The following is a 13244-nucleotide window of genomic DNA, read 5'->3' on the forward strand; positions in this document are numbered from 1 at the left end:
GGCGACCCCGGCCGCGGCCTGGGCGTGGCCGAGGTTCGACTTGACCGAGCCGAGCAGCAGCGGGTGCTCGCGGTCGCGGCCGTAGGTGGCCAGCAGCGCGCCGGCCTCGATCGGGTCGCCGAGCACCGTGCCGGTGCCGTGCGCCTCGACGACGTCGACCTCGCCCGGCCCGAGACCGGCCCGCTCCAGCGCCGCGCGGATGACCCGCTGCTGGGCCGCCCGCTGGGCGCGGTGAGCCGTTGGAGGCGCCGTCGGAGTTGACCGCGGACCCGCGCAGCACCGCGAGCACCGGGTGCCCGTGCGCGACGGCGTCGGACAGCCGCTCCAGCAGGACGAGTCCGGCGCCCTCGGCCCAGCCGGTGCCGTCGGCGTCGTCGGAGAAGGAGCGGCAGCGTCCGTCGCGGGCCAGCCCGCCCTGGCGGCTGAACTCGACCAGTGAGCCGGGGGTGGCCATCACGTTGACGCCGCCGGCGAGCGCGAGACCGCACTCACCGGCCCGCAGCGCCTGCGCCGCCAGGTGCATCGACACCAGCGACGACGAGCAGGCGGTGTCCACGGTGACCGTGGGGCCCTCGAGGCCGAGCTCGTAGGACAGCCGCCCGGAGACGGCGCCGGCGGCGATGCCGGTACCGATGTCGCCGGTGGCGTCGTCCATCGAGCGGATGAGCAGGTGCGCGTAGTCCTGGCCGTTGGTGCCCACGTAGACGCCGGTGCGGCTGCCGCGCAGCGTGGACGGGTCCAGCCCGGCGCGTTCGACGGTCTCCCAGGCCAGCTCCAGCAGCAACCGCTGCTGCGGGTCCATGGTGACCGCCTCGCGCGGGGAGATCCCGAAGAAGCCGGGGTCGAAGTCGGCGACCCGTCGAGGAACCCGCCCTGCAGGCTGACCTCGGTGCCGCGGTCGTCGACGGTCCCGGCGTGCAGGGCGTCGAGGTCCCAGTTGCGGTCGGTGGGGAACCCGCCCACGGCGTCGCGGCCGGAGTCGACGAGCTGCCAGAGCTCGTCCGGGTCGGTGACACCGCCCGGGAAGCGGCAGCCCATGGCGACGATCGCGACGGGCTCGTTCGACGCCGCCCGCAGGTCCCGGTTCTGCCGGCGGAGCCGCTCGGTCTCCTTGATCGATGCCCGCAGGGCGACGACGACCTTCTCCGAGGGGTGCTCATCAGGTCAGCTCCATCAGTTCTGCGACGGGTCGGACAGGTCGTCGAGTGCGGCCCGTACCAGGTCGTCCACGGACATCGAGTCGATCTCGGGGTCGGTTCCGGAGCCGTCGGCCCCGGTCGGGGTGTGGCCGTTGCCATCGCCGTTGCCACTGCCGTTGCCATGGCCGTTGCCGTGGCCCCGGGGGTGGCCGTTGCCGTCGCCGTCGCCCCGGGGGTCGACGTGACCGGGCGTGCCGTCGGCGGCCAGCGCGAGCAGGGCGTCGAGCAGCCCGGCGTCGCGCGCAACCGCTCCAGCGGGAGCCCGGTGAGGGCGGCCCGCACCGCCGTCTCGGCCGCGCCGTCGGCGCCCGGCACCGCGGTGCCGGACGTGTCGCCGGTCAGTCCGGCGAGCACGTGCTCGGCGAGTGCCTGCGGTGTCGGGTGGTCGAACACCAGCGTCGCGGGCAGCGTCAGGCCGGTCGCCGCCGAGAGCCGGTTGCGCATCTCGACGGTGGCCAGCGAGTCGAAGCCGAGGTCCCGGAAGGGCCGGTCGGCGCCGACCCCGTCGGCGGCGTCGCGGCCGAGCACGCCGGCCGCGATCTCGCGGACCGTCCGGAGCACCGCGTCGAGCCGGGCCGCCGCGGGCAGCGCCAGCACCTGCTCGCGCAGCGCGTCCACCGGCGGGGCTCCCGGGCCCGTGCCGCGCCCGGGGGCCGTGTCGGCGCCGGGCATGTCCCGCAGCAGCGCCGTGGCCCGGGGGCCGGGCGCCGCCGGCCCCTCCACCGCGACGACGACCGCGTTGTCGGCGCCCTCGGCGACGAGCTGGCGCAGCACGGTGCAGGCCCGGCCGGGGTCGAGCGCACCGAGCCCGGCCCGGCGGGCGTGCTCGGTCGCGTCGGCGCCCTGCGCCATGCCCCCGCCCGCCCAGGCACCCCAGGCGATCGAGGTGCCCGCGGCGCCGCGGGCCCGCCTGCGGGCGGCGAGCGCGTCGAGCACCGCGTTGGCCGCGGCGTAGTTGGCCTGGCCGGGGTTCCCGACCGCCGAGGACGCCGAGGAGAACAGCACGAAGGCGTCCAGGTCGCCGGTGAGCTCGTCGAGCAGCAGCGCCGGGGCGACCTTGGCGTGGAACACCTCGGTGAACCGGTCGGGGGTGAGCCGGTCGAGGACGCCGTCGTCGAGCACACCGGAGGCGTGGACGACCCCGGTGAGCGGGTGCTCGTCCGGGATCGCGGCGAGCACCGCGGCCAGCCGGTCGCGGTCCGCCGCGTCGCCGGCGACGACCTCGGCGTGCGCGCCGAGCCCGGCCAGCTCCGCGGTCAGCTCCGCGGCGCCCGGGGCGTCCGGGCCGCGGCGGCTCAGCAGCACCAGCCGGCGGGCACCGGCCCGGGCCAGGTCGCGGGCCACGTGCCCACCCAGTGCGCCGGTCCCGCCGGTGACCAGCACGGTCCCCCGCGGCTCCCACGTCGTGGCGGGACGCGGCGCGGGTGCGGGCAGCAGCCGCCGCCCGTACAGGCCGTGCGGGCGGACCGCGAGCTGGTCCTCGCCGTCCCGGCGGTGAGCGCGGCGGCGAGGCCGCGCACGGTCCGGGCGTCGGTGGCGGGCCCGAGGTCGACCAGGCCGCCCCACCGGTCCGGGTACTCCATGGCCGCGACCCGGCCCAGGCCCCAGACGGCGGCGGCACCGAGGTCGTCCCCGACCGGGTCGTCGGCGGCGACCGAGACCGCGCCGCGGGTCAGCACCCCACAGCGGTGCGGTGACCCCGGCGTCGCCCAGCCCCTGCAGCAGCGTCGTGACCCGGGCGGCCGCGGCCGGCCCACCGTGCGGGTCGGCCGGGCCGGGCAGGGCGAGGACACCGTGCAGGGTCGCGGCCTCGGTCGCGGCTCCGGTCGCGGCGACCAGCCGGGCCACCTCGGTGCGGTCCGCGTCCGCGGTGACCGAGGTCCACACCGGCTCGATCCCGGTGGCCGCGGCCAGGTCCGCGACCATCCCGGCGTCCGGGCCCGCGGGGTCCCGACGACGAGCCAGGGCCCGCCGGGGACCGGGTCGCGGCCGGTCACCGGCCGCCAGCCGATCCGGTGCCGGACCGCGTCGAGCGCGTCGGCCTCCCGGCGGCGTTCCCGCCAGCCCAGCAGGCCGGGCAGGACCTCGGCGAGGGCGTCGGCGTCGACGTCGAGCTCGTCCGTGGCGTGGTCGCCGGAGAGCAGGTCCCACAGCTCGTCCCCGGCGCCGTCGTCGGGCCGGGCCGGGCGGCCGATGCCGGGGTCGCCGCGGTGGTGCTCCAGTAGCGCTCGCGCTGGAACAGGGTAGGTGGGCAGGTCGACGCGCCGGGCCGGGACCCCGGCGAAGACACGGCCCAGTCGACGGCGGCGCCGCGCACGTGCAGCCGGGCGAGCGCGCCGAGCAGGGATTCCTCCTCGTCGTGGTCGCGGCGCAGCGCCGGGACCGCGACCGGGTCGGTGGCCGCGCCGGTGCCGAGCTCGCCGATCAGCGACGACAGCGACGCGTCCGGCCCGAGCTCGAGCACGGTGCGGGCACCGCGCGCGGCGAGGGTCGCGGCGGCGTCGGCGAACCGGACGGTGTCGGCGGACGTGGGCCACCCAGTGGGCGGGGGTGTGCACCGGCCCGGTCCGGTGCCGTCGGCGGTGACGACCGGGATGCGGGGCGGTTCCAGGTCAGCGACGCGGCGACGGCGCCGAACTCCTCGAGCACCGGGTCCATCAGCGCCGAGTGGAACGCGTGGGACACGACCAGCTCGCGGTGCCGCCAGCGGCCGGCGACGGCGAGGACCGCCTCCCGGGGGCCGGCCAGCACGACCGACTCCGGACCGTTGACCGCGGCGACCGCGACGGTGTCCGCCGGGTCACGGTGAGGTGCGCGCGCACCTCGTCCTCGCCGGCGCGGACCGCGACCATCGTGCCGCCGCGGGGCAGTGCCTGCATGAGCCGCGCCCGGGCCGAGACCAGGGTGCAGGCGTCGTCGAGGTCGAGCACGCCGGCCACGTGGGCGGCGACGAGCTCGCCGACCGAGTGCCCGGCCAGCAGGTCCGGGATGACCCCCCAGGACTCGACCAGCCGGTACAGCGCCACCCCGACCGCGAACAGCGCGGGCTGGGCGACGCCGGTCTCGGCGAGCGCGTCCGGTCGTCGCCCCAGAGGGCGTCGCGGACGCCGTCGGGCATCCGGTCGAGGACCGCGTCGAACGCGTCGGCGAAGACCTCGAACCGGGCGTGCAGCTCGCGTCCGGCGCCGGGGGCGCAGCGCGCCCTGGCCGGGAAGACCATCGCGAGCCGGCCGGTGCGGGTGACCTCGCCGGACACGAGGTGCCGGGCCGGGGACCCGGTGGCCAGCGCGTCGAGGCCGTCGAGCAGTGCCCCGCGGTCGGCGGCGAGCACCACCGCGCGGTGCTCGAACGCGGCCCGCCCGGTCGCGGCGGAGAACGCGATGTCGGCCGGGACGGCGCCGTCGTGGGCGGCGACGGCGCGCAGCGCGGACGCGCGGGCCCGCAGCGCCGCGGGTGTGCGGGCCGAGACCGGCACCGGGAGCAGGGGTGCGGCCACCGGCGCCTCCGGGGCGGGTGCGGGAGGCTGTGGCTCGGCCTGTTCCAGCACGACGTGGGCGTTGGTGCCGCTGGCGCCGAACGAGGAGACCGCGGCCCGGCGGGGGCGGCCGGTCTCCGGCCATGCCTGCGGAGCGGGCACCAGCCGGACCGCGCCGGAGGACCAGTCCACCCGCGAGGTCGGGGTGTCCGCGTGCAGCGAGCCGGGCACGGTGCCGTGCTGCATCGCCATGACCGTCGCGATCACCCCGGCGACGCCGGAGGCCGCCTGGGTGTGGCCCAGGTGGGATTTCACCGCGCCGAGCAGCAGGGGATGCTCGCGCTCGCGGCCGTAGGTGGCCAGCAGCGCCTGGGCCTCGATCGGGTCGCCGAGCCGGGTGCCGGTGCCGTGGGTCTCCACGACGTCGACCTCGTGCGCGGCGAGCCCGGCCGCGGCCAGCGCGCGGGTGATCACGCGCTGCTGGGCGGGTCCGCTGGGGGCGGTGAGCCCGTTCGAGGCGCCGTCGGAGTTGATCGCCGAGCCGCGGACGAGGCCGAGCACACGGTGCCCGAGCCGGCGTGCGTCCGACAGCCGCTCGAGCACCAGCACACCGGCGCCCTCGGCCCAGGCGGTGCCGTCGGCCTCCTCGGCGAAGGGCTTGCAGCGCCCGTCCGGGGACAACGCGCCCTGGGTGCTGAACTCGACGAACCCGACCGGGGTCGACATCACGGTGACACCACCGGCCAGCGCCGCGGTGCACTCGCCGGTCCGCAGGGCCTGTGCCGCGAGGTGCAGCGAGACCAGCGACGACGAGCAGGCGGTGTCCACCGACACCGTCGGACCCTGCAGGCCCAGGGTGTAGGCGACCCGCCCGGACAGCAGGCTCGCCGACTGCGCGGTCTGCCACTCCTGGCCGTAGGTGTCGGCGGAGACGCGGTACTCGCCGCTGCCGCCGCCGATGAACACGCCGGTGTCGGAGCCGCGCAGCACCGACGGGTCGATGCCGGCCCGTTCCAGGGCCTCCCAGCAGGTCTCGAGCACGATCCGCTGCTGCGGGTCCATCACCACGGCCTCGCGCGGGGAGACGGAGAAGAAGTCCGCGTCGAACCCGGCGACGTCGTGCAGGAACCCGCCGCGGCGGGTGACACTGGCGAGACCGTCCAGGTCCCAGCCGCGGTCGGTGGGCATGTCGCCGGTCGCGTCGACGCCGTCGCGCACGAGCTCCCACAGGTCCTCCGGCGAGGTGACCCCGCCCGGGTACCGGCAGGCCATGCCGACGATCGCGATCGGCTCCCCCGCCGCCGCGGCGGCCGGTGCGGGCGCCGCCGCGGCGGCGACGGTCGCACCGCCGAGCTCCGCGAGCAGGTGCCGCGCCAGCTCGGCCGGGGTCGGGTGGTCGAACACGAGCGACGCGGGCAGTGCCAGCCCGGTCGCTGCGCCGAGCCGGTCCCGCAGGTCGACGGCGGTGAGCGAGTCGACGCCCAGGTCCCGGAACGGGACGTCACGGTCGACCGCGGCCGGGTCGTCGTGGCCCAGCACGCGGGCGGCGACGGCGCACACCATCTCGGTCAGCTCCGCGGCCCGGGCGCCCTCGGGGAGCTCGGCGAGGCGCGCCCGCAGCGCACCGTCGTCGCCGGCGCCCGCCGGTCGGCGGGCGCGGCCTCGGGCAGCAGGGCCAGCAGCCCGTCCGGTCCGCCCTGGGCCAGGGTCGGCGCGAGCCGCTCCCAGGCCACGTCGGCGACGACCTCCTCCGGTCCGCCGCCGGCGACGGCGGCCGCCAGCGCGGCGAGCGCGGTGTCCGGCTCCAGCTCGGGCAGCCCGTGCAGCCGCAGGTGCGCGGCCACGTCGGCCGTCGACGAGCCCGTCCACGGCCCGAACGCGACGGCGGTGGCGGGCAGGTCGCGCGCCCGGCGGGCGCGGGCCAGCCCGGCGGCGCGGGCCCCGGCGGCGGCCTCGTCGGCCCGGCCGCGGACGTGCCAGGTGCCGGCGACCGAGCCCAGCATCACGAACGCGGTCAGCTCGTGGGCCGCGACGAGCGCGTCGAGCTCGGCGGGGGTCCAGCGGGCGTCCGGTCCCCCGCCGTGCACGACGGCGGTGACCTCCGCGGGCACACCGTCGCTGTGGCCGAGGACGGTCACCTCGGTCCCGGCGGGGTCGAACCCGGTGCCGGGCGCGTCGGTGAGCAGCAGTGCCCGCGCACCGGCGGCGGCCAGCGCCGTCAGCACCGGGGGTCGGTCCCGTCGGCGAGGACGGTCGCGCCGGTGACCACCCGGTGGACCCGCCGGGCGCACCGCCCGGGACGCGGACCAGGCGCCGGGCGTGCACCCGGCCGTCGCGGACCGCGAGCTCGCCGGGGCCCGCCGTGCGCGGCAGGTCCACCGCGGTGCTCGGGTCGGTGCTCCCGGCACTCCCGGCGCTTTCGGCACTCCCGGCGGCCCCGGCGGTCCCGGCGCTCCCGGCGGGGAGGTCGACCCGCACCACGGTGCGGTCCGGGTGCTCCCGGGCGGCGACCGCCGTCCGGGCCCAGCGGTCGGCCTGGTCGGGGTCGCCCTGCTCACCGTCCAGGGCGCCGGCGCCGCGGGTCAGCACCCAGAGCGCGGCCCGGGAGCCGGCCTCGTCCAGCGCGGCGGGGTCCGGGGCGTCCGCCGCGCCGAGGTCGAGGAGGACCCGTCGTGCGGCGGCGAGGGTGTCGGGGTCGGCAACGGGCGGGCACCGTCTCCGGCCCGGTGGGTGCCGTCGGGACGTCCACGACCGGCCACTCGACCCGGTAGCGGGTCGCGGCGGCGGCGTCACGGGTCCGGCGGCGGCGTCGCCACGAGCCCAGCGCGGGCAGGACGGCGTCGGCGGTGTCGCCGTCGAGGCCCAGCTCCTCGGCCACTCGGTCCCGGTCGGACCGTTCGACGGCCGACCACAGCTCGGTCTCGGCCGGGTCCGCGGCACCGGGTGCCGCGCCGGCGGCGATCGTCGCCGGCCAGTACCGCGTCCGGCGGAACGGGTAGGTCGGCAGGTCGGCGCCGGGGCCCTCGCCCAGCGGCCAGCCGCTCCAGTCGACGTCGGTGCCCGCGGTGTGCAGCCGGGCCAGCGCGACCGCGAGGGTGTGCTCCTCGTCGCGGTCGCGGCGCTGCACCGGCACGACGGTGACGTCGTCGGCGACCGCGGCGAGCGCGGCGTCCGGGCCGACCTCGACGAACGTCGTCGTACCCGCGGCGCGCAGCGCGGTGACCGCGTCGGCGAAGCGGACGGTGTCGCGGACGTGGGACACCCAGTACTCGGGGTCGGTGACGTCACCCGCCGCCTCGACCGGGATGAGCGGCGGCGCGAGCTCCAGGCCCGCCACGACGGCCCCGAACTCGTCGAGGACCGGGTCCATGAGCGGGGAGTGGAACGCGTGCGAGACGGTCAGGACACGGTGCCGGAACCCGGCGGCGGCCGCGGTGACGGCGTCGGTGTCCCCGGCCAGCACCACCGAGTCCCGGCCGTTGACCGCGGCGAGCGCGACGACCCGGCCGGGGGTGTCGTCCAGGTGCGGGGCCACCTCGTCCTCCGAGGCGGCGACGGCGACCATGGCGCCCTGCTCGGGCAGGGCGTCCATCAGGCGGGCGCGGGCCGCGACCAGCGCGGCCGCGTGCTCGAGGGTCAGCACCCCGGCGACGTGCGCGGCGGTGATCTCGCCGATCGAGTGGCCGGCGACCCGGTCCGGGTGGATCCCGAACGACCCGAGCAGCCGGTGCAGGGCGACCTCGACCGCGAACAGCGCGGGCTGCGCCCATCCGGTGCGCTGCAGCGTGGCGGCGTCCCCGGACCGGACGACGTCGCCGAGCGGACGGTCGAGGTGGACGTCGAGGTGGGCGCAGACCTCGTCGAACGCGGCGGCGAAGACCGGGAACCGGTCGTACAGCGCGGCGCCCATGCCCGGCCGCTGGCTGCCCTGGCCGGTGAACAGGAACGCGGTGCCACCGCTGCCGCGGGCGACGCCGCGGGCGAGCTCCTCGACGGTCCCGTCGGTCCCGTCGGTCCCGGCGAGGAGCACCGCGCGGTGTGCGAGCGTGGCGCGGCCGTGCACCAGGGTGCGGGCGACGGCGGCCCGTCCGGCGTCGTCGGCGGGTGCCGGCGGGAGGGCGGCGAGCTGCTCGTCGAGGGCGTCGGCGGCGGCGGCCGACACCGGCCACGGCACGGCACCGGCCGGCGGAGCCGGGGCGGGCACCGGGTCGGGGCCCGCCTCCAGCACGACGTGCGCGTTGGTGCCGGACAACCCGAAGGCCGAGACCCCGGCCCGCCGCGGGCGACCGGTCTCCGGCCACGCGGTGGTGTCCTGCACCAGCTCCAGCGGCCCGCCCGCCCAGTCCACGTGCGGGGACGGGGTGGCGGCGTGCAGGGTCCGCAGGGAGGACGCCGTGCCGCATCGCCAGCACCATCTTGATCACACCGGCCATCCCGGCCGCGGCCTGGGTGTGGCCCAGGTTGGACTTCACCGAGCCGATCAGCAGCGGGTGGTCGCGCCGCCCCGCGAAGGTGCCGGACAGTGCGCGGGCCTCGATCGGGTCGCCGAGCACGGTGCCGGTGCCGTGCGCCTCGACGGCGTCGACCTCGGCCGGGGCGAGCCCGGCGTCGGCCAGCGCGGCGGCGATGGCCCGCTGCTGCGACGGCCCGTTGGGGGCGGTGAGCCCGTTGGAGGCGCCGTCGGAGTTCACCGCGGAGCCGCGGACCAGGCCCCACACGGTGTGTCCGTTGCGGCGGGCGTCGGAGAGCCGCTCCAGCACCAGCATCCCGGCACCCTCGGACCAGCCGGTGCCGTCGGCGCCGTCGGCGAAGGCCTTGCAGCGCCCGTCCGGGGCCAGCCCGCCCTGCGCGCTGAACTCCACGAAGGCATCCGGTGTGGACATGACCGAGACGCCGCCGGCGAGTGCGAGCCCGACCTCGCCGGAACGCAGCGCCCGGGTCGCCCAGTGCAGCGCGACCAGCGACGACGAGCAGGCGGTGTCGACGGTGACGGCCGGTCCCTCGGTGCCGAGCACGTAGGCCAGCCGGCCGGACAGCACCGACGCGGTGGTGCCGGTCGCGGCGTGGCCGAGCACCTCGGCGTCGCCGGCGCGGCGCAGCACCTCCCCGTAGTCCTGGCCGTTGGTGCCGACGAACACACCGGTGCCGGTGCCGCGCAGCGTGGACGGGTCGATGCCGGCCCGCTCCAGCGCGGTCCACGCGGTCTCCAGCACCAGGCGCTGCTGCGGGTCCATCGCCAGCGCCTCGCGCGGGGAGATCCCGAAGAACGCGGCGTCGAAGTCGGCGACCCCGGTCAGGAACCCGGCGCGGGGTGGTCGCGGTGTGTCCGGCCAGCGCGTCCAGGTCCCAGCCGCGGTCGGTGGGGAACCCGGTGATGGCGTCGCCGCCGTTCTCCAGCAGCGTCCACAGGTCCTCCGGCGAGGCGATCCCGCCGGGGAAGCGGCAGCCGAGGCCGACGACGGCGATCGGGTCGTCGTCGGCCGCGGCGGTGACGGGCCCGGCCGGGACCACGCCGTCGGAGGCCTCCGGCCCGCCCAGCTCGGCGAGCAGGAACGCGGTGAGCTCACGCGGGGTCGGGAAGTCGAACACCAGCGACGCGGGCAGGGTGAGCCCGGTCGCGGCGGCGAGCCGGTTGCGCAGCTCCAGGGTGGTCAGCGAGTCGAACCCGAGGTCGCGGAACGCGCGGTCGTCGTCCACGGCGGCGGCGTCGGCGTGCCCGAGCACCGCGGCGGCCTCACCGCGGACCAGGGCGGCGAGCGCGGCCCGGTCCCCCGGCCGGGGCCGCACGTCCGGTGCGGGGGCACCCGTGGTGCGGGCCCGGGCCTCGGCCAGGTCCGAGAGCAGCGGCAGCGGGCGCAGCGCGGTGAAGGCCGGCAGGAACCGGTCCCAGTCGATGTCGGCCAGCACGGTCGCGGTGTCGCCGCGGTCGAGCGCCCGGTCGAGCGCGGGCGACCGCGCGTTCCGGTGCCAGCGGGACCAGACCGCCGCGGCGCACCCGGTCGGCGACCACGCCCCGGTCGGCCATGCCGGCGCCGGCCCACGGTCCCCAGGCGAGTGCGGTCGCGGGGAGACCGGCGGCGCGACGGTGCTCGGCGAGTGCGTCGAGGTAGGCGTTGGCACCGGCGTAGACGCCCTGCCCCGGGGCACCCACGACGCCGGCGGTCGAGGTGAACAGCACGAAGGCCCGCAGGTCGAGGCCGCGGTCGACGGTGAGCTCGTGCAGGTTGCGGGCCCCGGTGACCTTCGGCCCGAGGACCGCGTCGACCGAGCCGGTGCTCACGGTGTCGAGCACGGCGTCGTCGACGACGCCGGCGGCGTGCACGACAGCGCGCAGCGGGCGGTCGGCGGGCACGGCGTCGAGGACGGCGGCCAGCGCCTCGCGGTCGGTGACGTCGCAGGCGACGGCGTCGGCGCCGGTACCGGCCTCGCGGAGCGCGGCGACCAGCTCGGCGGCACCGGGCGCGTCCGCGCCGCGACGGCCGAGGAGCAGCACGTGCGCGGCCCCGCGGGCGGCGAGCCAGCGGGCCACGTGCCCTCCGACGCCACCGGTACCGCCGGTGACCAGCGCGGTCCCGCCGGACAGGTCGACGGACCCGCCCGCCGAGCCGAGGGCGCCACGGCCGGTGTCGCGCACCAGACGGCGGGCGTACACCCCGGACGCGCGCACGGCGACCTGGTCCTCGTCACCACCGGCGGCGAGCACGGCGGGCAGCCGGCGCAGTGCCGCCGTGTCGGTGCCCGCCGGGAGGTCGACGAGGCCGCCCCACCGCTGCGAGACCTCCATCGCGGCGACCCGGCCGACGCCCCAGGCGACCGCCCCGACCGGGGCGGCGACCGTCTCCGAGCGGCCGATCGCGACGGCGCCCCGGGTCAGGCACCACAGCGGCGCGTCGACGCCGGCGTCACCGAGCGCCCCGACCGCCGCCGCCACCCGGGCGGTCAGGTCGGCGGCGGTGGCGCCGGTGTCGGGGCCGGTGTCGCCGAGCAGCAGGAGGACACCCCGGGGTGGTGTGTCCGTGTCCCCGGTGACCACCCCGGCGACCGCCTCGGCGAGTGCGGCGCGGTCGGCCAGGATGCGGGGGCCGCCCGGTACCGCCGTGGCGGGGGCGCCGAGCGCGTCGAGCACGGCGGCGGTCCAGGTGCCGTCGTCGTGCGGCAGCACCAGCCAGTCCCCGCCCGCCGGGGACGCGTCCGGCACGGGTCCGACCGGCTTCCAGGTGACGGTGTAGCGGCAGCGGTCGACGTCGGCGCGCTCGCGGATGTCGTGGCGGCGGGCGGCCAGCGCCGGGACGAGATCGGCGACCGCGGCGGGCTCGAGGTCGAGCGCGGCGGCGACGGCGTCGGTGTCGCCGCGCTCGACGGCGTCCCAGAACGCGGCGTCGGCCGGGTCGGCCGTGGCACCGGTGTCGGCGGTCGCGGGGGCGGCCTCCGGCCAGAACCGGGTGCGCCGGAACGGGTAGGTCGGCAGGGCGACCGTGCGCGCACCGGTGCCGTCGAACACCGCGGCGGGGTCCGTCGCGGTGCCGTGCACGGCGAGGGTGGCGAGCGCGACGGCGACGCTCGCGGTCTCCGTGCGGTCCCGGCGCAGCAGCGGGACCAGGACGGAGTCGTCGCCGTCCGGGCCGGGGCAGGCGCGGGCGGCGGCGCACAGCACACCGTCCGGGCCGAGCTCGACGAAGCTGCGGGCGCCGTCGGCATGCGCCCGGGTCACCGCCGCGGCGAACCGGACCGGCTCGCGGACCTGACGCACCCAGTACTCGGCGGTGAGCGGCTCCGCGGCGGTCAGCGGGGCGCCGGTCAGGGTGGACACGACCGCGATCTCGGGTGCGACGGCCGGGATCCCGGCGGCGACGGCGCGGAACGCCTCGAGCATGCCGTCCATCCGCGGCGAGTGGAAGGCATGGCTCACCCGCAGCGCGGTGGTGCGGCGCCCCCGCGCGGCCAGTGCCTCGGCCACCGCGCGGACCTCGTCGGCCTCACCGGAGAGCACCAGCGACCGCGGCCCGTTGACGGCGGCGACGCCGACCCCGGCGGTGAGCAGCTCGGTGACCTCCTCCTCGGTGGCCTCGACGGCGACCATCGCGCCGCCGTCGGGCAGGGCTTCCATCAGGCCGGCGCGGGCGGCGACCAGGCGGCAGGCGTCGGGCAGGGGCAGCGCGCCGGCGCAGTGCGCTGCGGCGATCTCGCCGACCGAGTGACCGACGAGCACGTCCGGGCGCAGCCCCCAGGACACCCCCAGCCGGTAGAGGGCGACCTGCAGGGCGAACAGCGCGGCTGGGCGGCGCCGGTCCGGTCGATCCGCTCGGCGGCGGCCGGTGTCTCGTCGAGCAGCAGCGGACGGACCGGGGCGTCGAGCAGCGTGTCCAGGTGTGCCAGCACCTCGTCGAGGGCCTCGGCGAACACCGGGAAGTGCCGGTAGAGCCCGGCGCCGGCGCCCGCCCGCTGGCTGCCCTGGCCGCTGAACAGGAACGCCGTCCGTCCGCGGCCACCGGGCCCGGGGCGGACCAGCGCGGGGTCGGGCCGGTCGTCGCGCAGCGCGCCGAGTGCCGGGTGAGCTCGCCGGTGTCGGC

9 protein-coding genes and 4 pseudogenes are annotated in these 13244 nt (G+C 78.4%); 1 reads left to right on the plus strand and 12 read right to left on the minus strand.

The window, feature by feature from the left end; all coding sequences use genetic code 11:
- A partial coding sequence (locus KPL57_RS73130; protein WP_374203936.1) for a hypothetical protein occupies positions 1–201 on the minus strand: 201 nt, incomplete at its 3' end.
- A 91-nt stretch (positions 202–292) separates the two neighbouring features.
- Here KPL57_RS73130 and KPL57_RS73135 point away from each other — a divergent pair.
- Positions 293–439 carry a hypothetical protein gene (locus KPL57_RS73135; RefSeq protein WP_374203932.1) on the plus strand — a complete coding sequence of 49 codons (147 nt, stop codon included), beginning with the start codon at positions 293–295 and terminating at the stop codon, positions 437–439.
- On the opposite strand, the pseudogene KPL57_RS55400 reads toward KPL57_RS73135, so the two are convergent.
- From KPL57_RS55400 to KPL57_RS73160, 11 genes and pseudogenes are all read right to left on the minus strand, one after another.
- Positions 368–1128 (minus strand): annotated as a pseudogene (locus KPL57_RS55400) (beta-ketoacyl synthase N-terminal-like domain-containing protein); the annotation flags it as partial. The gene KPL57_RS73135 and the pseudogene KPL57_RS55400 sit on opposite strands and share 72 nt — an antisense overlap.
- A 482-nt stretch (positions 1129–1610) precedes the next feature.
- Positions 1611–2582: pseudogene (locus tag KPL57_RS73140) on the minus strand (beta-ketoacyl reductase); the annotation flags it as partial.
- Positions 2495–3196 (minus strand): hypothetical protein, encoded by a 702-nt coding sequence (locus KPL57_RS73145; RefSeq protein ID WP_374203937.1) that lies wholly within the window; start codon positions 3194–3196, stop codon positions 2495–2497. The pseudogene KPL57_RS73140 and the gene KPL57_RS73145, both read right to left, overlap by 88 nt.
- Complete coding sequence (locus KPL57_RS55410; protein WP_226358273.1) at positions 3193–3663, minus strand: hypothetical protein; 471 nt, start codon at positions 3661–3663, stop codon at positions 3193–3195. Before KPL57_RS55410 ends, KPL57_RS73145 begins: the two co-directional genes overlap by 4 nt.
- Entirely contained in the window at positions 3624–3950 is a 327-nt protein-coding gene (locus KPL57_RS55415; RefSeq protein WP_226358274.1) for a hypothetical protein, read from the minus strand. Before KPL57_RS55415 ends, KPL57_RS55410 begins: the two co-directional genes overlap by 40 nt.
- Positions 3857–4225 (minus strand): acyltransferase domain-containing protein, encoded by a 369-nt coding sequence (locus tag KPL57_RS55420; protein ID WP_308253151.1) that lies wholly within the window; start codon positions 4223–4225, stop codon positions 3857–3859. The genes KPL57_RS55415 and KPL57_RS55420 overlap by 94 nt, the downstream gene beginning before the upstream one ends.
- Positions 4226–4533: 308 nt before the next feature.
- A pseudogene (locus tag KPL57_RS55425) lies at positions 4534–6237 on the minus strand (beta-ketoacyl synthase N-terminal-like domain-containing protein); the annotation flags it as partial.
- A gap of 5 nt (positions 6238–6242) precedes the next feature.
- Positions 6243–6899 carry a KR domain-containing protein gene (locus tag KPL57_RS55430; protein WP_226358275.1) on the minus strand — a complete coding sequence of 219 codons (657 nt, stop codon included), beginning with the start codon at positions 6897–6899 and terminating at the stop codon, positions 6243–6245.
- Between the two features lie 329 nt (positions 6900–7228).
- Positions 7229–9022 (minus strand): acyltransferase domain-containing protein, encoded by a 1794-nt coding sequence (locus KPL57_RS73150; RefSeq protein WP_226358276.1) that lies wholly within the window; start codon positions 9020–9022, stop codon positions 7229–7231.
- Positions 9023–9113: 91 nt separating this feature from the next.
- Positions 9114–10461: pseudogene (locus tag KPL57_RS73155) on the minus strand (type I polyketide synthase); the annotation flags it as partial.
- Complete coding sequence (locus KPL57_RS73160) at positions 10409–12907, minus strand: SDR family NAD(P)-dependent oxidoreductase (protein ID WP_374203933.1); 2499 nt, start codon at positions 12905–12907, stop codon at positions 10409–10411. The gene KPL57_RS73160 and the pseudogene KPL57_RS73155, both read right to left, overlap by 53 nt.
- Positions 12908–13244 lie beyond the last annotated feature (337 nt).

It is taken from the genome of Pseudonocardia sp. ICBG601 (assembly GCF_020496245.1).